This is a genomic window from Halorubellus amylolyticus (genome assembly GCF_034808145.1).
In the GTDB taxonomy this organism is placed as follows: domain Archaea; phylum Halobacteriota; class Halobacteria; order Halobacteriales; family Natrialbaceae; genus Halorubellus.
Genome location: NZ_JAXHGM010000009.1, coordinates 25,450 through 47,504, shown reverse-complemented (window position 1 = coordinate 47,504; position 22,055 = coordinate 25,450). Strand labels below are relative to the sequence as shown.

The window sequence follows — 22,055 nt, the reverse complement described above, 5'->3', positions numbered from 1 at the left end:
CCGCCCGCGAGCAACGAATGAACGGGAATGTACCTGTAGCAAGTTCGGACTCGGTTCCAGTAGCATCGCCCGGTCAGTCTCACCGAGACACAGTCGAGTACGTCGGCTTCCGCGTCGACGGCCAAGCCGTCGTGCTGAACCTCTCGGAGCATCGGCGACTCTCCCTCGACCGTAGTCTCGACATGGTCAACCACAGTCCGCGTATCCAACCGAAGCTACTTACGTGATACAGACGTATCACAGCATATGAGCACTGACAGCGATGCCGGCGGCGACGGTGAGATGGAGAAGATCAACGTCCGCGTGCCACAGTCGCTGCTGGCACAGGTCGACGACGTCTGGGAGGAGCGTGGCTACGCGAACAAATCCGAGTTCATCCGCGACGCGCTTCGGGACGCCGTCAATCCGCCAACGCAGCTGTCCGAGGAAGCCCTGGATCATCTGGCCGAGAGCCGCAAACAGCGGGAGCAGGGCGAGACGGTGTCGCAGGACGACGTGAAGGACCGGCTGGGCATCGATGACTGAGGTCGAGTGGACGCCAAAAGCACTCGATTTGCTGGAGGGGCTCGAATCGGAAGCCCAAGAGCGGTTGGTGAAGAAACTCGACGAAGCAAAGGACTGGACCTCTCATCGTCTCGAAAAGCTCACCGGGTATCCATACTACAAGCTTCGTGCTGGCGACTATCGTGCGATCATCACCTGGGACCGGGATGAGGATGTCCTGATCGTTGAGGCGGTTGGGCATCGCCGGAATATCTACGACCGTCACCTCCCACCATAACTTGCATTTGAACCGGCGCGAGAATGTGTCGCCGATTCTGACCCCGAAATCGAGCTGATTCTAGCCGGTATACGAACCCTGAAACGGATACAATAGTCAGGGTGTACGCTTCGTAATGCGGTACGCTTGCTCTTCGTATCGGAACTGGGCTGTCCCATCGTCGTAACCAGCGGTCCAGTCAGCCGTTCGGTCGTCTGTGCGAAGGACGACACGCTCCACGTCCGAGGCAACAAACGCGAGGGTATTCCGATACCCGCGATAGCGGCGGCGCATCACCTGTTCGGCGATAAGCCGTCGGTTAGCATTGCCTACCGGTTCGAGCACAAGGGACACGCGTGAACGTCCCTCAGAGTCGGGAGCCGTTCGCCAGCGATCCGAGGTCGCCGTCACTGTTCCGCTGTCACGCTGGGTCGTGACATCATCGGTCGGGACGACAGTCACTGGTGGCGCGTCAATCTCGACGAGGGCTCCACTTTGGGCTGTCGCGTGGCCGTAGCCCGCGACGGCGGCGTAACGTCCGCCGCCGAGGAACGGATAGCTCTGCGCCTCACACGGAGCCATCTCGGAAGTCGCAGCCCGCAGAGCCCAGGTTTCTGCATGTCCGGGTGAGAGGCGATGGCAGACAGCATCCTGAACGTACGGACCGAGGTGGAACCATTCTCCACCCTGAAGTTTGTAGACGTTCCAGTGGCCACACCCCACCGCCTCCCGAGCCCGATTAATGAACGTGAACTCGATACGGGCTGGTAAACTCGTCTGCTCGGTGCTTGGGCGGACGAACGTCGGTGAACTCGCGTCAGCGTTGTGGAACCATGCCGTATCGCTGTCACCCGGAAGCGCAGGAACCGACATGCCTGCGAACTGCGAGTCGGTGGCTGGGCCGGGCGAGTCGGTCGGCCAAACAGCCACTCGAAGCGGCCGCTCGCCCGCTCGGGAGAACTCGTAGACGCCTGGTGGCCGTCCACGTCCCACCCCTTCGGCGCGACCGACCAGAGCGTACTCTCCATGGATAGTTTCACCCGGCGAAAGGCGAACTCGCTCGGGGAGTTCCGGGGTTGTATCAGAGGCAAGTCGCCAGTAGCCATCGTCGGCACGCTGGATGTCAGGCGGATCCTCGACGAGATCGTGGTTCGCCGTCGGAGCAAATATCAACCCGACACGATACGTAAAGTCGCCACTCCGTTCTCCCATCGGATGGGGGATATCGCTAAAGAGTCGCCCGAAAGGGGGCGTCCAGTCCAACCGAAATGTGTTCTCGAAGGGGTTCTCGTTGGTGAGCGTTGCTTCGACCGTCGCAGGTCCCTCCGATGTCGCCGTCGACGAGAACCGCATCCTGATGCTTGCGCCATCGTCGGAGCGATAGCGGAGAGGCGCAAGTGCATAGGTACGGTTGGCTGTCGTCAGGTCGATGATGCTCGCGGCCCCGAGCTCCCATTCCTCGTTTTCACTGGGATCATTGGAGGTCGGTGTCGGTGATTCAGTTGGCTGTTCGGTTGGTGTCGTAGTCGGTGTCTCCGTTGTCCCGCCGAACGTTGTACTACACCCGGCAAGTGATCCGATGCCGGCAGTGAGACTTGCGAGGACAGTGCGGCGGCGCATAGTTCCCTGTTTTCAAGCGGCTGATAAACGCTTTCTGGAGAGTCAAAGAGCCGCTTGAACAGCCGCCATTACTGCGGCAGAGAGGTTTATTTCCCCCTTGAAGGGGGCGGGAGTCCCTTAACGGACACTTTCGAACACAGCTATGACAGATGCACATCACCCCTGGCGAGACGAATCGCTCCTCCACGAACTCTACTGGAAACAGGAGCTGAGCACGGTCAAGATCGCGGATGAACTAGGCTGTACACAACAGACGGTCTCGAAGTGGATGCAGAAGTTCGACATTCCTCGTCGAGACCCACGCGAGGCGGCCCCGAACCGGCGAGGAGCTCGACGCCGCGATGGCGACCCTCCCGACGATGTCGTCGACCTCCCCGACGGCGGACGGCCGTCGCCGACGCTCCCCGAGAACTGGCGAACCGTCTCCCGTCCGGACCGGCGGGTCTTCCAGCGCGCTGATCGCGACCACTACATCGTACTCGGGGATGGACGCGACGAGTGGCTGGTCGTGCTCTGCAGCCAGGGCGACCGTGTATATCCTGCCCCGCTCGCGCATCGGACGGTTGCCGAGGATGCTGACGTGGAACAGGTAATCCGGGAACTCGCCGAAGAGAGCAACGATCTCCTCGAGCCCCCGGAGGGGGAGTACTGATGGAAACGCTTCGACTAGCGCGAGCCACCCACCAGCTCCTCGAACGTGGTGTCGAGGCACTTGAGAAAATCGGGCGCGAACTGGAGCGATACAACGACCGACAGGAGCGCACCGACGACACCGTCTCGTGACCGAAACTCACTCTCTAGACCAAATACGGAGTACCGGCTTCCAGTATACGCCTACCCCCGATGGGTGCTCGTGTCCCATCCATCGGGAAGGCCAGCCGGTCACGGCGCCGCTCGGTTTGGGGTTCGCAGAGCGCGTCCATATCGAATCGATCCCGCGCCACGTCGCCGGCGCGATCTACGAAGCACATCACTCCTATATGGACGATGTCCCCCGGACGAATCTCGTCCATCACGGACTCTGTTACCAGGACCAGCTACTAGGTGCGATTACATGGCGCTATCCGCTGATTCGCTCGCTGGAGTACGACGGGACGCGATTCGAGGGCGACGAAATCGTCGAGGCAGCACGGATTTGCATCGGCGTCGATTTCCCCAATCTCGCCTCTGCCGCCCTCGCCCGGTCGATGGAACGATTCGTGCGTCGGCACGGCCAACGACGAGGCGTTCGGCTCCTGCTGACGTTCGTGCGAGCCGACTTCGACGGCTCGATGATCAAAGCGCTCAGAGACAAGGGCTGGCACTGTGCCGGTAAAACGGACCCCGGCCAAGCGGGAAATCGCCCCGATAAGCAGATCCGAGAGCAGCCAAAGTGGCGGTTTCTCTGCGAGGTCCCAGCTGAGTCCGATCGGGAACAGGCCTCACTCGGGAGGTGGTCCCCGTGACCACGAATGCCAGTCTCGATGAATTCGTAGCGGAGGCTGATTCGGACAGCCAGACAGATGACGATTCATCGGTCGTCGACCAGCTGTTGAAACCGGTATCGCCGTCGCTCGGACTGCAGCTCGTCCCCGGCAGGGGTGACCCAATATACCTCCAAAACACGGGGACCGAACGCTACCTGTTCCGAGATGACCACGAGCGATGGTTCATCCTCCAGCCCTCAGCCAAGAAATCAGTCGACAACCTCGTTCGCTGGGTGTATCTCCCCGAGGACAAGCCCACAGAGATCGCCCGAACAGCGATGGGCCAACGGACGGTTCTCGGCTACAGGTACGTTTCACGGAACGAGGCTCCCGAGCCGGTGGCGACGACGGTGACAGCGATGTTCGTCAGCGAGCCCTGGCCCGATGCCACCTACGAGTGTGGATCCTGTAGTAGAGAGTTCGACTCACCGCAAAGACACGCTCGGCATTGCTGGGAAGCACACCCCTGGGTTCCAAATCCTGAGCAGGTCCGGGTACGGAGAGACGAATCTGAGTAGTTCCGACATCTGATCCGAGCCGCGGACGGGACCTGGATTAACCAACACTCCTCGCCGTTCAGAGACGGGTGTTGGTTAACGTGGTGTTGTTTTTGCGCCCGGGAGAGGGGCGCAGGGCGCGAGACGATGCAGTCGCACGTCGACGAGGATTCCTGAAGTGAGGTGACTGAGATGAAAGATCCAGAGTCCAGAACCATCTTCGCTGGCGTCGATGGACGTACCGACACCGAACTACCCGAGTGGTATCGAGAGCGCCATGGAGATGCAGACCCCGTGACCTTCGCCGAGGCGGTTCGTGATCTTCCGCAAGCCGTCGAGACGACCGTGGCGTACCAGAACCCCTACACCGACGAGTGGGTCGAGACGGAGCGGTTCAACGCGCTCGTCGAGCCGAGTCGAGCTCGGGGGCAGGTTCGAGATGAGGACGCAGAGACGGACCCATTGTTCCATATCCCGACTGACTCGTACTCGATCATCAACCCTGTCGACGTGTACGGGCCGCTGGAGGAGGTCCTCCGCGAGGAGACCATCGACGGGACGCCGCTGGGTGACGTGATGTTCGGCGAGATTCGGCGCTACCGGGGCGGCGGCGAGGTCCACATGGACATTATGTTCGACGGCCTCGAGGTGCGCCTTCCCGGTCGGTCGGACCCGATTACGATGGGCGTCACGTCGGGCTACGACTTCTTCGGCGAGCACGCCGTCTACGTGGAGGGGTTCGCCCAGGACGGCTACTGCTCGAACACGATGCGCTCGCTCACCGACAAGGAGGTTATCAAGCACGTCGGCGACGTGCGGAACTTCCGCACCTGGTGGGAGGAACTCCTCGCACAGGTCGAACTCGTCGCGGACGACCTCTTCGAGTTCATCCGGGACGCTCAGGATATCGACCTCGACTTCTCGGAGCTCCCGTTCACCGTCACGGAGTTCTACACCCTGTTGGGGTTCCCGGACTACCTGGCCGAGCGTGCCGCCGGCGATGCGGAAGCCAATGCGGCGTCGCCCTTCGAGATCGATATGTGGACGCTGCATTCCGGCGCGACGTACGCCCTCACCCACTTCTTCCAGGGGAAAGAGGGGGCATCCCTCGATCAGTACGTTCGGATCGCCAACGACATTCTGTTCAACCCGGAAGGTACGATCGAACGCGTCGAGCAGGCGTACGAGCAGCAGCTAGAGGCGGACGGTGACGACGGGTCACAGGCCTCGCTGGCCGGCGAACGAGCGCTGGCGAGCATCGAGCGCGTCAGCGACGACCTGCAGGAGAAAGTCGAGCAGTTCGAAGAACGCGAGGACGCGCTGCGCGAGCGGTTCCAAGAGGCGATGGGTTAAGACGAACATCGACCACGACGCTTCCGTAGCCATTCATCGGTATTCTGATAGTACATCAATCCACAGGAGTTTATCACTACCTACAAGGAACTGAGATTGTAGAATTCCGGTTTTCTAAAATTGACACTCATAAAATAATTCGACAGAGACAAGGGGCCGTTGCTACGAAACGAACTGTACAAAGATGTCTACGGGAAGATCGCCATCTGTGCATCATCGCCGATATACTGGTGCACAACGCGCAGGGGAAAATCAGACTGTACCACCAAAACGGGGCCAGACTATCCCAGGTGAAATATGACTGATCAAAAACAGGTGGCGGAAGCGAACGGCGTCAAGGGGACCCCGAAACGGGGTCTATTTATGGCCACGTTCGGCTTTTTCGCCGGTCTCACCACCATCGTCTTCTACGGAGCTGCCGGTCCAATATTCGAGGAACACTTGGCCCTCACCGGCGTCTTCCACGGGCTGTTGTTGGGATCGCCCCACCTCAGCAAGGCAGTGCTTCGAATACCCTTCGGGGCCTGGGTCGACGAGGCCGGCGGAAAGAAACCGATGCTCATCCTGTTAGCGTCGACGATCGTCGGGATCGCCGGCCTCGTCGTCACGCTGTTCCTGACGTACCCTGACGATTTCGGGATGCATCTGTACCCCCTGCTCGTGCTGTTCGGTCTTCTAGCGGGTGCTGGCGGGGCGACCTTCTCCGTCGGCATTAGCCAGACCTCCTACTGGTACCCCAGCGATAGACAAGGGTTCGCGATGGGCGCATTCGCCGGTGCCGGAAACATTGGCCCGGGGATGGTCGTCTACGTCCTCCCGGTTCTGATCGGGCTGACGGGACTGGCGATGGCGTACGGAATCTGGCTCGCGTTCGTCGTCGCCGTTACCATCGTCTACGCCATCTACGCGGTCGACCCGTACTACTTCCAGTTGCTCCGGCAGGGGAAGGATCAAGAGGAAGCGAAGGAGACGGCGGACGAACTCGGCCAGGACATCTTCCCCTCGGGCAACACCTGGGAATCCCTGCGTGAATCCGCCTCGATCCGGCGGACGTGGGTCCTCGTGTTCCTCTATACGGTCTCGTTCGGCGGCGGCTTCACCTCACTATCCGCGTGGTTCCCGACCTACTGGGATCTATTCCACGGGTTCGATCTCTCAACGGCGGGACTGCTGGCGGGCATCTTCATCGTCTACGGCTCGCTCATCAGGATTCCCGGCGGGAGCATCAGCGACCGGTTCGGTGGTGAGAACGTCGCGATCGCTAGTTTCAGCGTCATGGCCGTCGGCGCGGTCGTCATGACCTTCGCGAGCGGCTTCTGGCCGGCGTTGATCGGGATGATGATCCTCGGCACGGGGATGGGAATTGCGAATGCCGCCGTCTTCGAGTTGGTCCCGAAGTTCGTCCCCGAAGCCGTCGGTGGCGCCTCCGGGTGGATCAGCGGCATCGGCGGCGGCGGGACGCTCATCATCCTCCCGGCGCTCGGTTACTACACCGACGTCTTCGGACAGATCGGGTACGCACGAGGGTTCTCCCTCTTCGTCGTGCTGAGCGCGATCTGTGCCGTCGTCTCGTGGGGGCTGAAGCGCTACGAGCCCGACGTCGACGCGGACGTCGACGAAACACCCGTTCACTAATCTGGCAGTCCCAGGACTTCGCTGAACGGTCCCCCGTTTCGCCCTCTCGCGCTTGACAGACTGGGTGTACGAGACCTACGCTTCCGGATCGCGATGGACAGTCAAGACCGGGATCTCGGAGTGTCGGACGACGTCTTCGGTTACGCTACCGAGGAGCGCCCGTTTGACACCCGTCCGGCCGTGGGTACCCATCACGATCACGTCGATATCGTTCTCTTCGGCGTACGTGAGAATGTCGTCGTGCGGGTTTCCACGTCGGACAGCGCTCGTCGCCTCGACACCACGGTCCTCCGCTCGCGCTGCAACATCGCCGGTAGCTTCCTCTCCCTCATGCTCCAAGGCGTCTAGGAGATTATCCAACCCGGGAACCCCCTCACCAGTCCCGGAAACGGAGGTCGGCTGATCGACGATGTAGAGGACGTGCAGCGTTGCATCGTGGACATCAGCGAGTTCGATAGCAGTTTCCTCTGCGCGTCGGGCACCCTCACTACCGTCCGTCGGGAGAAGTACGCGGTCGAACATGGGCTTTCAAATCACCGCTAAAAACTATCAGGGGACGCGTGTTAAGGGTGGCCACAGATACGGACCTGGAGTGTCCATCTTCGCCTGAGACGTTCGTCATACCCAGTGATATATACGTCTAAGCCCAAAATGGCCGTTCAATGAGTCAAGACCTGGACTTCTTCCGGGGCCTCGTGAGGACCACCAAATCAGTGGGTTCAGCCCTCCGGAGTATTGTCAAAGAGGGCGTACACCGGTTGACGACCCACTTTGAGGAGTGGCCGGAACGGTACATCGAAATGCGAGCATCGCTCTATCGAGACCACCGATAATCTTCCCCTCGCTGGGGCCGAGAAGCACCAGATGGCAGCTGTCTCCGGTGATTCGACATCTCGGTCCGGTCGGGTTAACGATATCTGAGAGTCTACATAAATGGCATCTTGGAAAGAGAAGGCGTACTCACTCTCGCGTGGCAAAGAGCTGGTATTGGCGTTTGCTGGTGGGCTATATGTGGGAGTAGTTGCGGTTGTCTGGTCATTCGCCCTTACCGGTGATCCTCCCGATATGTCCGTCTACACAGTCTCCACAGCAGCGATCGCGAGCGTCGTCGTTCTCGCCGCTTGGTTGGGGCTCTTCGCGTACTTTGTTTGGACTGATTCGAAGGCCTCTGCCGATGCCTAACAGGTGGGTACGTCAATCGGAAGAAGATCGGACGAGATTGAAGCTATGACCGTGCAAATTCCTCATTGAATGCCCCAGAGGCGGCATCTGTATCTGGCCCCACCTTTCGCCGGATAATCTGTAGCCCGGCTACGATGAGGACCGTCCCCGCGGCGATAGCGACCGACTGGATCGTCGGGAATCCTCCAATCGCAGCAGTGAAAGTAGTGACATAGGCCATCGGATGGGTGATGTTCAGGACGTAGAAGACTGCTGTACTGGCGATAAATGCAAGTAACGCGCTTCCGACGAACCGGAGCCCCGGCTCCGACATCGGCTCGATACTCGTCGGCGCAATCCCTTGGGCGAGGACAGTATAAGTGAGCCACCCCGCAACAAGCGCGGTCAGATGGCTGACCACGACTGTCTTCGGCGAGTTCTCCGAATCATGTGGGAAGAAGACGAGAAGATACGCTGCGGGCGCAAGAGCGACAAGAATAGCCCAGTGGCCAGAAGCGAACGCAATTCCCGCGAGTACGGCGAGGAGGACGACGCCGTGACCACTCGCCCAAATCACTCGTTCGTCCATCGCTTGTATCGAGATGGCGTTTCACCCTCAAAGAGTGTTGCGTACGAGTATGCGGGGACGTGAGCGAAGAAACTATTCTTCGGTCTGATTCCCCGTCGAAGGTTGATCCCCACGTCCACCGAGAGGTTGACCACCCTGGGTGTCGAACAGTCTATCAATAGAGTATGAACTCCTCTGACCGTCTCGAGGATACGTACGTCGCGGCGCTGCAACACGACCTCGTGGATGTTCCCTCGGAAGCAACGCTAGTGGGAGTCGTCCGGCGGCCAACCGGCTGGTTCCGAACAACGGTCGACGAGAACTATCCGGCACTCGGTCCCCCCGAGAACCTCCTCGACGAGTTCAAACAGCGCCACGAGGACTTCAAAATGCAAGGGATGTGTGACGAAGGCGCCCATAATGCGGCTTGGAACGAAGTCAAATTTGAAGAGCGGTACCGCTCGTATCTCACTGATGGTGCGGAGGCTCATGAGGCAGTCGCCGAACTTACAGACCGACTGCAAGACGGAGAGCAGCTCGTCTTCGTCTGTTTCGAAAACACCGATCAGAAACGGTGTCATCGAACGCTTCTCAAAGAGCATCTCGCTACACAGCTGTAGCCAGTTACTCAGGCCGGTGCAATCAGTTTCCGAATAACGAGCACGTCTGCGTCGACCTACAGGAGAAGGTCGATAAGTTGGAAGACTGCGAGGACGCGCTGCGTGAACGGTTCCAAGAGGCGATGGCCTGACGCCGCGTCGGTGGCATAGTCATCTGTTCTGGTTTTTCTCGCCCTTGAGGGGTCGAGGCCAACAGAGATGGCTCAGTTCGCGATCAGCGACGGGAGTGATGATGAATTCCCACCTGAGAAGCGTCTCGAAGCACCTAATTACCGATTGATCATGGCCGGTATCGCGACGATCCCGGATATGGAAACCCTCCAAGAGTGTGTTACCTACGAGAACGCCAACCAGAATCGGATGCAGATCCTGCGCCGGCTCAAGTGGAAGGCCGAAGAGCTACGGGAGCAGGAATCATAATGGATTGGTTGATTCCGTTGCTACGAGTAGCCTGGCTCTGGAGCTCGCCATGCGACCCCAATTCCACAGATAGCGAGGCCTCCAGCGAATAGAAATGCCGTATCAAAGCCGGCTGTGTCGACAATAACCCCGCCTATAATCGGGGCAAGGAACGCCCCCGCTAACCCAACACTCGTCTGGAACGCGACGGCTGTCGCAGCGACCCGTGAATCAACAACCTCTCGAACATACGTGAAGGACAGTCCCAGCGTAAGCTGAACCGCAAAGCCGGTGAGCAGCAGGAGCGCAACGAGCAGTGGAAGTGACCGGAACTGGGTGAACACCAGTACGAGCGGAGCAGCAACTGCGAAGGACCCGAAAACGATGGGTTGGCGGCGACCCCCGAAGACTCGGTCAGACAGGAGGCCACTGCTGATCCGGGAGACAACTCCGATAGCGGGGAATACGGCCACCAAGAGGCCACTCACCGCGAGTGATAGGTCAAGTTCGGCGGTGAGATACGACGCGCCCCAGCTATTCACGAACAGGTATAATGAATAGCCGAGAAAGCCGAGCAGCCCGACCGACCAGACACTCCGGTTCCGGAGGACCGCACCGAACTCCTCGAGAGAAGGAGCGTCTCCCCGGCTTGTTCCGAGTCCGCGACTGGCCGGCCAGAACAGGACGAGGCCGACGACCGTGAGGCCGGTGAATGCGACAAAGATGGCGGGCCACCCGAACCGATGCGCAATCAGTGGCCCGGTCCCCTGACCGAGCGCGAATCCGATCGGGCCACTCGCGGTGAAGATGCCGACAGCAGTCGCTCGATTCTCGCTGGTCGCTGCTCGACTCACGATGTCGATGCCAGCGTTCCAGACGACGACGTAGGCGACCCCACCAAGCGCTCGTGATGCAATCACAGATCGATAATCCCCTCGCCGCCCAGCGATCCATCCCCACGTCCCGGCGACAACAAGTGTCAGCACTGCGAGTGCCATCGCAGTCCTGGAATCCGCCCGGTCGAGCGCCGCTCCAGCTGGGAGGCTTGCGATCACCGCGGTGCCGAACATGACCCCGACCAGGAACCCTGCGATCGTCGGCCCAATATTCAGTGCGTCGCGAATGAGCGGGGTAACACTCGCCGGGACGATCTCATAGGCAGCGAGCCCCGTCGAGATGAGACTCGCTCCAGTGACGAGTCTCCACGCCGACTGGCGCTGCTGGTGCGGTTCCTTGCTCGTGGCGTCTTCGGGCTGGGTGGTGGGAGGTCGGGTAGTCATTCCTCGAGAGTCTGGTTGGATAGCGGAACGCTGAAATCGGGAAGAGTCGGTCGACCGCGAAAAGTCCCGATAATCGCGTTTTCATATTCCGTAGCGCGCTCCCTATCTCACGGGGTTAAACAACAAACCTCTTTGGTTCGAGACGGTTAGATAGTTAACTAGCAATGGACGTACATTCCGACCCGGGCCAGTACCGGAGCTGGAGGCGAGCTCGAATCGGCACCGAGAGAACCATTCGCTATCTCTCTGTGGTCGAATAATGGCTGCTTCCCCACCCATTCTGGATTCGTCGACGGTGTTGCTCGTCGGGACAGACGACTGGCTCACGCAATTCGCCACGACGCTCGAGAAACGGACTGATGCCACCGTACAACACGTTCGAACCAAGACGGAGGCAATCGACACCATCCGGACGAACCCCACGGACTGCCTCATTACCGAGTACGCACTCGAAGAGACAACCGGACTCGACCTCCTCCGAGAAATCCGCGAGGAATCGCCTGCGCTCCCGGTCCTCCTCGGGGCTACTGCCGGGAGCGAAGCCATCGCCAGCGAGGCCATCGAAGCCGGTGTCACCGATTACATCGCGCTTTCGGACCCGCTAGCACAGATAACCGACGAACTCATCGACCGAACAGAGCGTGCCCTCCGGGCCGCACAGCGGTCGGCCACGCAACGGGACCGGGCCAGACAGTTCGACGCGATCTTCAACGATTCGCGAACTGCGACGTGGGTGCTTGACCCGGGTGGCGCACTTGCCCGCGTGAACGAGACAGCACGGGAGATGATCGATGAAGACATCGACACGATCGTCGGCGACCCCTTCTGGACGCTTCCGTGGTGGTCACAGGCCGATGCACCGAACACGGACGTCCAACAACTCGTGGAGAAAGCACTCGACGGGACGTTCGGCAACGCGGTCGTCCCACAGCCGCCAAACGTCGATGACTCGCGCGTTATCGACCTCTCCGTGCGCCCGGTCGAGAACGAGCGCGGCGATCTCGTCTCGATCGTTGTCGAAGGCGTCGACATCACCGAGCGCGTCGATCTCGAACGGAATCTCAGAGAGTCCGAAGAACTGCACCGCGTCACGCTCAACAACATGACCGATACCATCCTCATCACGGACGAAGCCGGCGAGTACACCTACGTTTGTCCCAACGTCCACTTCATCTTCGGCTACACCGTCGACGAGATCCGGAATCTCGGAACGATCGACGACCTCCTCGGCGATGACCTCTTCGACCGGGAGGAACTCGCGGAAGACGGCGTCCTCAAGAACATCGAGACGACGGCGACCGATAAAGCCGGGCGCGAGCACACGCTCCTCGTCAACGTGCGCGAAGTCTCGATCCAGGATGGGACTCTCCTCTTCAGCTGTCGGGACATCACGAAACGCAAGCAACGCGAGGAAGCCCTCGCCACGCTCCACGAGACGGCTCGCGATTTCCTCTACGCCGAGACCCACCAGGAAATCGCCCAGCACGTCGTCGACGACACTCCTGGTGTGCTCGATCTCGATGCGAGTGCGGTCTACCTCTTCGACGGTGAGGCCAACAATCTTCGACCCGCAGCTCACTCGGCGACGATGACCGAGTTGAACGGGCCACTCCCGACCGTGCACGCCGACGGCGAAACACTCCCGAGCTACAGTTTCGTCGAGGACGAATCGCTGTTCTTCGAGGACGTTCACGACGCGGACCGACTCGACAATCGGGCAACCGACCTCCGAACTGCGGCCTACATCCCGCTCGGCAACCACGGCGTGTTCGTTGCGGGCTCGAACCAGGTCGGTGCATTCGATGAGGTGATGCGAGAATTGGCCGATCTGCTCGCGGCTACTGCCGAAGCAGCCCTCGACCGGGTCACACGGGAATCACGACTCCGGGAACAGGACCGAACACTTCAGACGCAAAACGAGCAATTGACCGCCCTGAACCGCATCAACGAGACGATACGGGAGATCGATCAGGCTCTCGTACAGGCGGAGACGCGCGAGGAAATCGATCACACGGTCTGTGAACTGCTGACCGCCGACGACCGGTTCCGATTCGCCTGGATCGGGACGATCGATCCGACGACCGATACCCTGGAGCCTCGGGCCTGGGCAGGGACCGAACAGGGGTACTTGGATAGTCAGTCGTTCGCCGTCCAGGCGTCGGGTGCAGAACCGGCCGGACAAACCGCAGCCACTGGCGATGTGACGATGGTGACGAACGTCGCTGCTGGTCTCCATGACGAGGCGTGGCGGAAAGACGCCATCTCCCGGGACTACCTGTCCGTATTGAGCATCCCGCTCGTGTACAACGACCTTACCCACGGTGTGTTGACGGTGTACGCACCGACCCAGGATGCGTTCGACGAGACGGCGAAGGCCGTCCTGGGAGAACTCGGCGAAACCATCGCATCCGCTCTCAGTGCGATCGAACGGAAGAATGCATTGCTCACGACGTCGATGACACGTGTCGAGTTCACTATCGACGACCCGAAGTTTGTCCTCTCACGGCTGGCACAGGACGCGGAGTGCACCCTCTCGTATCAGGGTGGCGTCCAGCAGTCCACGGAAGGCAGCTACGTGTTCGTGACCGTCGAAGACCGGCCGGTAACTGACGTGGCAGACGCGGCCTCGCAACTGGTCGGTATCGACGACGTGCAGCAGATCAGCGCGGACGGCGAGGGGGGTGTTCTACGGCTCCGGCTCACACAACCGTTCCTCGCCTTGGAGCTGGCCGATCACGGTGCCGTCTTCCGCGAAGCGACCGCTGATCCAACCACGACGACGCTCGTCATCGATATCCCGGACAGCATCGACGTCCGAACGATCACGCAGCTCGTCCGTGAGACGTTCGCTGGCGCTGAACTCCGTGCCAAGCAGACGCTCGATCAGACCGCAGAACACAATCTCTACTCGAAGTTCCTCGATTCAGTGACGGAGCGGCAACTGGAGGTGATCCAGACGGCGTACTACAGTGGGTTCTTCGAGTCGCCCCGTGAGAGCACGGGCGAAGACGTAGCGGAGACACTCGGCATCTCCCCACCCGCGTTCTATCAACACGCGCGGACCGTCCAACGGAAACTGTTTGCTGCACTCTTCGAAGAGAACAATCTCCCGGTGGCGGCCGCCACGGAGACAGTTCAATAACAAACCCACTGGTTGGAGTGCTGTTTGGTAGTCAACAGCCGAATACTCCCTTATACACTTATTACACCTTATAGAGTGCGCCACTCCACCTGGCGGCACTCGTGAACTCACAATGAGAGATGTCGACCCTGAATCAGACGAAGAAACCCCCTACGAGTGCTTCGAATGTGGCAAAATCATCATCGCGGAGGATAGCCCGGGCCAGTGTCCCGACTGTAGCGGTCCGATGCGAAACCGGCGAATGCCGCTCGAATGACCATGGCATCGAAATCTGATAGCACCCGCGACGAGTCAGACGACGAGGCGGCAGATTCGACCGAACCCGAATCGGCGCTCGAAACCGCCCGCCGCCAGTTGTACCATGCTGCTACTCATCTCGATATTGATCAGAACATCGTCGAACGGCTCAAACACCCAAAGAAAGTCCACGAAGTCACTGTTCCTATCGAACGTGACGACGGGACGGTCGAGGTGTTCACGGGCTACCGAGCCCAACACGACAGTGTTAGAGGACCGTATAAAGGGGGGCTCCGGTATCACCCCGAGGTGACGCGGGACGAGTGTGTCGGCCTCGGCATGTGGATGACCTGGAAATGCGCCGTTATGGATCTCCCGTTCGGGGGTGCCAAAGGTGGCGTTGCGGTCAATCCGAAGGAGTTGAGTTCGGCTGAGAAAGAGCGGCTCACCCGACGGTTTGCCCAAGAGATCCGCGGAGCGATCGGCCCGACAGTAGACATTCCCGCGCCAGATATGGGGACAAATCCACAGACGATGGCGTGGTTGATGGACGCCTATTCGATGCAGGAAGGCGAGACCATTCCTGGTGTCGTCACGGGGAAGCCACCTGTCATCGGGGGCAGTAAAGGCCGTGACGAAGCGCCTGGCCGGAGCGTTGCCATCATCGTTCGGGAGGCAATCAAGCACTACGAGAAGGATATTAACGAAGCGAGTGTCGCCATCCAAGGATACGGAAGCGTTGGCTCGAATGCTGCACGGTTACTCGACGACTGGGGAGCGAACATCGTTGCGGTCAGTGACGTCAACGGTGGTGTCTATGACACGAACGGCCTCGATACCCATTCGATTCCATCACACCACGAAGAACCCGAGGCTGTGATGGGTCACGACGCTCCAGAAACCGTCACCAACGCGGAACTGCTTGAACTTGACGTAGACGTTCTCGTGCCTGCCGCCTTAGGGAACGTCCTTACAGCCGAGAACGCCGAGGATGTGCGGGCGGATATCATCGTCGAGGGAGCGAACGGACCAACGACGAGCGCGGCCGATCGTATTTTTACTGAGCGAGGGATACCTGTTATTCCGGATATATTGGCGAATGCCGGTGGCGTCACAGTGAGTTACTTCGAGTGGCTACAAGATATCAATCGCCGTACTTGGTCGTTGGAACGGGTACACGACGAACTCGAAGAAGAAATGTTGACGGCATGGGATGTGGTCAGAGACGAGTTCACCGATGGTGAGGTGACGTGGCGAGATGCTGCCTATATTGTTGCTCTCTCACGAATCGCTGAAGCCCATGAGGCGCGGGGGCTCTGGCCATAAGGAGATGGGTCACCGACCATTCAGACGGATTCGACGGCCAAGTACCCCGCTTGAACGAGGGCTGTTTCGACTGTATCAGCTTGTTAGTCCCGGGGCTCTCCTCGTTACTATCTGCTTTATTGGATACGTTGTCATCGGCTTCAGCTTATCCTTCGTTGGGATCTATGAACCAGCGTACTCCGTGATGGGTTTCACCGACCCATTTTTTACAATCTTGTCATTTCTGACTGGGCTTTTCATCAGTACGATGTCGGGAACGCTCGCGGTGCTCACGCTCCTGCTTAGTCCCAACGATTCGAAGGCTGGTTTCGTTGTCATGGTGAGTTTCATTGCTCTTGGATTTGGGGCCGCTACGATGCGAGTTACATTCGGGGGCGTCCAAGCATGTCTCGCTGAGATAATAAGCAGTCTTCTGTAGAAGTGAAAATATATTTGTGCGATGCAAAAGGGATTAGTTACGACGTTCGCTCTTGAGAACTGCTCAAGAGGGTCCAAACGCTGGGTCTGCTACCGATGGCCGGTCGGTTCACCGCAGAGGATACTGATTCGTCCACGGCCGGCATCGTTCAAGCGCTGCAGCGACGCTCAAAATATCTGCTTCAGCAAACCGCCGGCCAACAATCTGTAATCCAACTGGAAGCCCGTTGTCGGTAATCCCAGCAGGAACTGACGCCACAGGGTGGCCAGTCATATTGAACACCCATGTCAACATCACGTCTGTCGGGACACCAATCACGGATTGACCGTTGATTTCCGTTGGATAGCCGTCGGTGAGATGCTTGCTGAACGGTGGGACGGTAAGAGTGGGTGTCACGAGAACGTCGTAGTCAGTCAGCGCGTCCTGAATGCCATCGTATGCATCAGTCCGTGGCGCGTTCTGTAATCGATTGTCGGCAGCGTCGGTCTCTGTTCCTAATGCGATCGTCGATCGAACCGTGTCTTCGACATCTGCCGTCTCGAAGTCGATGCCGTACCGGTCTTCGATTCGTTGAGCGAATGCACTGAAGAAGACGCCAACCTGCGTGACGTACGCCATCGAGAGCTCTTCATACGACGGGAGCGAGACGTCCACAGTATCGACTGTCGCACCGCCGGCCGCTAGGTCCGTGACGGCAGCATCAACTGTTTCACGCACCGTCGATGCAACTGGTTGTAAATCCAGATTCGGACTGTACGCAACCGATAGCTCAGTAGTCGGCCGGTTAGTGGCCTCGACGTATTCCGTCTCTGGACGGGGCACACTAAATGGGTCTCGGTCGTCATAGCCTGCGAGGACATCGAGTAAGAGAGCTGTGTCCTCAACTGTTCGTGCCATCGGCCCACCCACAAAAAACGGAGAGTGGGTGCCGAATCCGTCGAATGGGATACGTTCGGGAACAAGCCCGAACGTCGGTTTCAGCCCGATGACGTTACAACAGGAGGCTGGGACCCGGAGCGAGCCACCGATATCCGACCCGGTGGCAAGCGGTACTGCACCCGCCGCAAGCGCCGCTGCCGAGCCGCCAGATGAGCCGCCCGCAGAATGATCGGAGTCGAACGGGGTCGGAGTCGCACCAACGAACCGATTCTCTGTCTTAATAGTGTGACCGAGTGCCGGTGTGTTGGTCGTACCGACGATGACGGCACCGGCAGCTTCCAGCCGCTCGACTGTGATGGAATCCTCGTCGGCAACGTTATCGGCCAATGGAGCGAGTCCCATCGTATTCTTGACACCCTCTTTCCGGCTCCGAAGATCTTTGATTGCGACTGGCACACCGTGGAGTGGGCCGAGGTCTTCTCCACGGGCCGCTGCAGCGTCGGCGGCGTGAGCACGCTCCCGTGCCGATTTCTCAGTGATCGTGATGAACGCGTTCAAATCATCGATTGCTCCGATACGCTCTAGGGTTGACTCGAGGAGGGTTAGCGCAGACACACATCCAGTACGGGCTTCAGACGCAAGTTCCCGTGCCGATCGCTGCATGAATTCGGGCATATCTAATGAACATTCGGGCTGTGTGTTCCTATTTATTCTCATCAGTGACCTTCGAAGTCACGGCCCGAACCGAAACCAACTACACAGGACGGGTGGTATACTCTAATCTATGCTGGCTTTGCCAGCCGTGAGTATGATCTCGGCAGTCCTAGTACAACTGAGTGAGATCGGCATCGCGAGTGGCTACGGACTGGTGGTGTTTTTTCTGATTGGCCTCCTCGGCGGTGCACACTGTATTGGAATGTGCGGCCCGCTTGTTGCAACCTACGCCGAGCGTATGGAAACCGACGACCGCTGGTCTGGCGCACTCACTCTCTATGAAGTGCGACAGCACACGCTGTTCAACCTCGGCCGGACGATGAGCTACGCCCTCATCGGGGCTGTCTTCGGGGCTGCTGGCGCGCTGCTCTATGGGACGATCGGGCTCGCCGGGATTCTCGGGCCAGTCCAGGGTGTCGTCGGCATCTGCATCGGCGTGGCAATCCTCGGGATGGGAATCACCCGATTGGCCGGCTACCAACAAGGAGCCGTCGAAGGTGTGATTGCCGATACTGGTATCGGATCAATATTCGCGCGAACTTACACAGTGATCTCGACACGGATCGACCGCTGGGTCAACGGCATCGGCATCGTCGGGCTTGGCGCGCTTCATGGATTGTTGCCGTGTATGCTGCTCTATCCCGCATTCCTGTATGCGTTCGCACAGGGCTCGCCTGTATATGGTCTCCTCTCGCTCGCCGCGCTTGGGCTCGGGACGATTCCTAGCGTGTTCCTCTACGGAACGGTGATCCAGTCAGTAAGCGCCCGCCAGCGACAGGTGGTCCACTATGGACTCGGTGTGTTGTTCATTGGGCTCGGATACGTCCTATTAGCGATGGGGCTCATGCGGTTTGGCGTCGTGCTCCCGTTGCCCGATATCCCGTACTATCAACCAATCTCCGGCTCGGAGGCGGTTGCGTAACATGTCCACCTGTACACTCTGTGACCTCCCTGTCGAAGACCCAATCATCGACGTGGCCATCGACGGCGAGTTCTGCTGTCGGGGCTGTCTAGAGGTCGCACGCCTGGTTGACAACGGTGAGGACGTCGACCTCTCCATTACGGCCGTCCGTGACCGTGTCGCGGCCGAGGATTCCCAACCCGATGTCCCCGAGGGCGCCGAAACGGCCTACCTCTCGATCGACGGTATGCACTGTCAGACCTGCGAAGGATTCATCGAACTCCTTGCCGAGGAAGAGGACGGTGTTCACGAGGCGCGTGCGAGCTACGCCACTGAAATGGCGCAGGTGGTGTACGATCCTGCCCAGATCGACCGTAACGCGATCTCCGCTGCACTCAGTCGACTGGGCTATCAGGCCCACGGTCCCGACGAGGAAAACGACTCGCTGCGTTCGCGCGTCGAGTTCGGCAAATACCGTGCAGTGCTCGCGGCGGTACTGATGATGCCCGTGTTGATTCTCTACGTCCTGTTCATCTATCCGGTATACCTCGGCATCTATCCCGAGAGCTTTCTCTACGGAAGTACCGTTGAGGAAATGGTGTTCGGGCCGCTAGCTGTCTGGAGTACGCTCATCGTTATTGGGCTTGGATACCCTGTCTTCCGCGGGGCCTACGTGAGCCTGAAAGTCGGTCGCCCGAACATGGACGTGTTGATCGCCATCGCGGTGCTCGCAGCGTATCTCTACTCGCTGGCCACCTACCTCACGGGCGGGCGTGACCCGTACTTCGACGTCGCAGTGATGGTACTCGCGATCGTCACCATCGGCAACCATCTCGAGTCACGGGTCAAACACGCTGCGCTCGGCAATCGTGCGGATCTCACGGATTCACGCGTCGATGACGCCCGCCGACTCGACGACGACAGCGAGGCCACCGAAACTATCGACATTGCAGCGTGTGAGCCTGGCGATCAGCTGTTAGTCAAACCTGGCGAACGGATCCCAGTCGACGGCCAGATCATCGACGGGACTGCCGCGATCGATGAGGCACTCATCACGGGTGAATCTCTCCCGCAACGCAAATCCGTCGGGGACGACGTACTCGGCGGGTCGATCCCTACTGACAATGCGGTTGTCGTCGAAGTTGGTCCGGAAAACACCAGTACGATGGATCGCCTCGTCGAACTCCTCTGGAACGTCAAGAGTTCTGCGACGGGCGTCCAGCATATGGTCAACCGTTTTGCGGTGCTGTTCGTCCCGCTCGTACTCGGGCTTGCCGCGCTGACTGCGACTGGCTGGTTCGTCCTTGGCAACGACCTAAACACAGCTATAATGGCCGGTGTCTCCGTGCTAGTGGTCTCGTGTCCGTGTTCGCTCGGGATCGCGACCCCGCTTGCTCTCGCGGCGGCCACCCGCGATGCCACCGACAATCGGATGCTCGTTCTCAACGAGACAGTGCTTGAGCGGATCGACGACTCCGCAGTCGTTGTGTTCGACAAGACTGGGACGCTCACCACTGGGGAGATGGAACTTGTGGACATCGCTGGCGACGATCCTGACGAAGTGCTTGAGATGGCGGCCGCCGTCGAACGTCGGTCAAGCCACCCCATCGCCGCTGCGATCGACGATGCCGCCCCGCCGACCACGCGCTCGGTGTCGAGCTTCGAGAGCGCCGACCGTACCGTGTCAGCGCTCGTCGACGATACCCGCGTAGTTATCGGCCATCCAGACTCCTTCGATGCTGACGAGTGGACGATTCCCGCGGAGATCGAGGCAGCCGTCACGGACGCCTACGAGTCGGGCACTCATCCCACGGCGGTTGCCTGGGAGGGTGTCGTCCGAGGAGTCGTTACAGTCCGAGATACGCCGCGAGAGAACTGGGAACACGTGGTTTCCGAGCTCGCGGACGCGGACCGAGAAATCGTCGTGTTGACTGGCGACGACGAGCGGATGACCGAGACGTTTGCGAACCATCCCGCAGTTGATCACGTATTCGCAGGCGTGCGCCCCGAGTCGAAGGAAGTGATCGTCCAAGGACTCCGCGAACGCGGGACGACGACAATGATCGGCGACGGAACGAACGACGCGCCCGCACTCGCCAGCGCCGACCTCGGGATCGCGGTCTCAAGCGGCACCGATCTGGCGATCGAGGCGGCCGACGCGGTGGTGCTGGACGACCGTCTCGACGCCGTTCCCGAGGTCTTCGAGCTGGCAAGTGAAACTCGAGGCCGAATCAAACAGAATCTCGTCTGGGCGGCTGGCTACAACGCGATTGCGCTCCCATTGGCAATGACTGGCGTGATCACGCCGTTGATCGCCGCCGTTATGATGGCGATCAGTAGTCTCATTGTCGTCTTTAACTCGAAGCGCCGACTGCTTTCGACGAACGGAGATCATTCGGCTGAGACCGACTCTAGCGAACGCAGCGATCGACTCGGACCTCCCGCACACTCGGACTGAGCGATCGAACGCAAGCATCGTCCGTAACCATCCTGCTACGCTTTATGTATAATAACTGCCGCCATTCGTCTTTAGCTAAGACTCACACCTCGGTTGCGTAGTGGTAGCGAGCGTCTCTTGTAGGATCGGTCGTTGTTGGTGGATCTTCTGTGCATCTTCGATCAGCCGCTCCAACAGCGGCGGTGGCGAGTAGCCGAGATATTCGCCGAGTTCGTGGAGGATGAGCTGGGCGTGCGACCGGAAGGTCGCCGCCCAGCGTTCCGGCGGGAACACGATCTCATCGTCGGCCTGCTCGGTGACCAGATCCAACAGCTCACGACTCACCAGCAGCGACAGCAACGCCGCGTACAACAGAATTTTCACGACATCCGGATCGCTCGTGTCGAACTCGTCCAACTCGTACTGCGTCTTCAACTCACGAAACAGGGTTTCTACCTCCCACCGGCACCGATACAGCGTTGCGAGATCCGCCGGGAGAAACTCATTTCGCGGCAGATTCGTGATGTACAGATGGTAGTCGTGGGCGGGCACGTAAAGGACGGCCTCGACGGGGAAACGCGTAGTGTGCCACGGGCGGGTTACCACCGGATGTACCCCCGTGTAATCCGCGTAGAACACCAC

The 22,055-nt window shown here is 59.6% G+C and carries 20 protein-coding genes and 2 pseudogenes; 16 read left to right on the top strand and 6 right to left on the bottom strand.

What is annotated here, in order from left to right; translation table 11 throughout:
- Positions 1 to 17 precede the first annotated feature (17 nt).
- The 3 genes and pseudogenes from SM754_RS20605 to SM754_RS16700 form a co-directional block, all read left to right on the top strand.
- A pseudogene (locus SM754_RS20605) lies at positions 18 to 200 on the top strand (DUF6166 domain-containing protein); the annotation flags it as partial.
- A gap of 46 nt (positions 201 to 246) precedes the next feature.
- The gene (locus SM754_RS16705) at positions 247 to 525 is read left to right on the top strand and encodes a ribbon-helix-helix domain-containing protein (RefSeq protein WP_135806871.1); all 279 of its coding nucleotides are present in this window, start codon (positions 247 to 249) and stop codon (positions 523 to 525) included.
- Complete coding sequence (locus SM754_RS16700) at positions 518 to 781, top strand: type II toxin-antitoxin system RelE family toxin (protein WP_058984726.1); 264 nt, start codon at positions 518 to 520, stop codon at positions 779 to 781. Before SM754_RS16705 ends, SM754_RS16700 begins: the two co-directional genes overlap by 8 nt.
- Before the next feature lie 96 nt (positions 782 to 877).
- On the opposite strand, the gene SM754_RS16695 is transcribed toward SM754_RS16700, so the two are convergent.
- A complete protein-coding gene (locus SM754_RS16695) occupies positions 878 to 2,380 on the bottom strand; it encodes a hypothetical protein (RefSeq protein ID WP_323677313.1) in 1,503 nt (500 codons plus the stop codon).
- A gap of 317 nt (positions 2,381 to 2,697) precedes the next feature.
- On the opposite strand from SM754_RS16695, the pseudogene SM754_RS16690 reads away from it, so the two are divergent.
- The 6 genes and pseudogenes from SM754_RS16690 to SM754_RS16665 all read left to right on the top strand — a co-directional run.
- Positions 2,698 to 3,032: pseudogene (locus SM754_RS16690) on the top strand (DUF6166 domain-containing protein); the annotation flags it as partial.
- Positions 3,032 to 3,163, top strand: a complete 132-nt coding sequence (locus SM754_RS16685) for a hypothetical protein (protein WP_323677311.1) — start codon at positions 3,032 to 3,034, stop codon at positions 3,161 to 3,163. The pseudogene SM754_RS16690 and the gene SM754_RS16685, both read left to right, overlap by 1 nt.
- A gap of 116 nt (positions 3,164 to 3,279) precedes the next feature.
- A complete protein-coding gene (locus tag SM754_RS16680; protein ID WP_323677310.1) occupies positions 3,280 to 3,825 on the top strand; it encodes a hypothetical protein in 546 nt (181 codons plus the stop codon).
- Positions 3,822 to 4,364: a hypothetical protein gene (locus SM754_RS16675; RefSeq protein ID WP_323677309.1), complete on the top strand. Its 543-nt coding sequence runs from the start codon at positions 3,822 to 3,824 to the stop codon at positions 4,362 to 4,364. The genes SM754_RS16680 and SM754_RS16675 overlap by 4 nt, the downstream gene beginning before the upstream one ends.
- A 171-nt stretch (positions 4,365 to 4,535) precedes the next feature.
- Complete coding sequence (locus SM754_RS16670; protein WP_323677308.1) at positions 4,536 to 5,696, top strand: hypothetical protein; 1,161 nt, start codon at positions 4,536 to 4,538, stop codon at positions 5,694 to 5,696.
- 363 nt (positions 5,697 to 6,059) lie between these two features.
- Positions 6,060 to 7,331: an MFS transporter gene (locus SM754_RS16665; RefSeq protein WP_323677307.1), complete on the top strand. Its 1,272-nt coding sequence runs from the start codon at positions 6,060 to 6,062 to the stop codon at positions 7,329 to 7,331.
- A gap of 75 nt (positions 7,332 to 7,406) precedes the next feature.
- On the opposite strand, the gene SM754_RS16660 is transcribed toward SM754_RS16665, so the two are convergent.
- Together SM754_RS16660 and SM754_RS16655 are read right to left on the bottom strand one after the other, a co-directional pair.
- Entirely contained in the window at positions 7,407 to 7,853 is a 447-nt protein-coding gene (locus SM754_RS16660; protein ID WP_323677306.1) for a universal stress protein, read from the bottom strand.
- Between the two features lie 703 nt (positions 7,854 to 8,556).
- Positions 8,557 to 9,081, bottom strand: a complete 525-nt coding sequence (locus SM754_RS16655; RefSeq protein WP_323677305.1) for an HPP family protein — start codon at positions 9,079 to 9,081, stop codon at positions 8,557 to 8,559.
- Between the two features lie 164 nt (positions 9,082 to 9,245).
- Between SM754_RS16655 and SM754_RS16650 the strand changes: the two genes are divergently transcribed.
- Together SM754_RS16650 and SM754_RS16645 are read left to right on the top strand one after the other, a co-directional pair.
- Entirely contained in the window at positions 9,246 to 9,680 is a 435-nt protein-coding gene (locus SM754_RS16650; protein WP_323677304.1) for a DUF488 domain-containing protein, read from the top strand.
- Between the two features lie 198 nt (positions 9,681 to 9,878).
- Positions 9,879 to 10,100: a DUF8129 domain-containing protein gene (locus tag SM754_RS16645; RefSeq protein ID WP_323677303.1), complete on the top strand. Its 222-nt coding sequence runs from the start codon at positions 9,879 to 9,881 to the stop codon at positions 10,098 to 10,100.
- A gap of 20 nt (positions 10,101 to 10,120) precedes the next feature.
- On the opposite strand, the gene SM754_RS16640 is transcribed toward SM754_RS16645, so the two are convergent.
- Complete coding sequence (locus tag SM754_RS16640) at positions 10,121 to 11,359, bottom strand: MFS transporter (RefSeq protein ID WP_323677302.1); 1,239 nt, start codon at positions 11,357 to 11,359, stop codon at positions 10,121 to 10,123.
- A gap of 259 nt (positions 11,360 to 11,618) precedes the next feature.
- Here SM754_RS16640 and SM754_RS16635 point away from each other — a divergent pair, with 259 nt between their 5' ends.
- From SM754_RS16635 to gdhB, 3 genes are all read left to right on the top strand, one after another.
- A complete protein-coding gene (locus SM754_RS16635) occupies positions 11,619 to 14,501 on the top strand; it encodes a bacterio-opsin activator domain-containing protein (protein ID WP_257300908.1) in 2,883 nt (960 codons plus the stop codon).
- Between the two features lie 112 nt (positions 14,502 to 14,613).
- Positions 14,614 to 14,757, top strand: coding sequence for a rubrerythrin-like domain-containing protein (locus SM754_RS16630; protein WP_257300909.1), 144 nt, complete (start codon positions 14,614 to 14,616; stop codon positions 14,755 to 14,757).
- A complete protein-coding gene (gdhB, locus tag SM754_RS16625) occupies positions 14,754 to 16,064 on the top strand; it encodes a glutamate dehydrogenase GdhB (protein WP_282352304.1) in 1,311 nt (436 codons plus the stop codon). The genes SM754_RS16630 and gdhB overlap by 4 nt, the downstream gene beginning before the upstream one ends.
- A gap of 526 nt (positions 16,065 to 16,590) precedes the next feature.
- Here gdhB and SM754_RS16620 read toward each other — a convergent pair.
- On the bottom strand, positions 16,591 to 18,036 hold the full coding sequence (locus SM754_RS16620) for an amidase (RefSeq protein WP_369684163.1): 1,446 nt from the start codon (positions 18,034 to 18,036) through the stop codon (positions 16,591 to 16,593).
- 109 nt (positions 18,037 to 18,145) lie between these two features.
- Between SM754_RS16620 and SM754_RS16615 the strand changes: the two genes are divergently transcribed.
- On the top strand, positions 18,146 to 18,997 hold the full coding sequence (locus tag SM754_RS16615; RefSeq protein WP_135822956.1) for a sulfite exporter TauE/SafE family protein: 852 nt from the start codon (positions 18,146 to 18,148) through the stop codon (positions 18,995 to 18,997).
- A gap of 1 nt (position 18,998) precedes the next feature.
- The gene (locus SM754_RS16610; RefSeq protein WP_257300912.1) at positions 18,999 to 21,434 is read left to right on the top strand and encodes a heavy metal translocating P-type ATPase; all 2,436 of its coding nucleotides are present in this window, start codon (positions 18,999 to 19,001) and stop codon (positions 21,432 to 21,434) included.
- Positions 21,435 to 21,509: 75 nt separating this feature from the next.
- Here SM754_RS16610 and SM754_RS16605 read toward each other — a convergent pair.
- Positions 21,510 to 22,055 (bottom strand): transposase (locus tag SM754_RS16605; protein ID WP_323677301.1); only part of this gene is annotated, 546 nt, incomplete at its 5' end.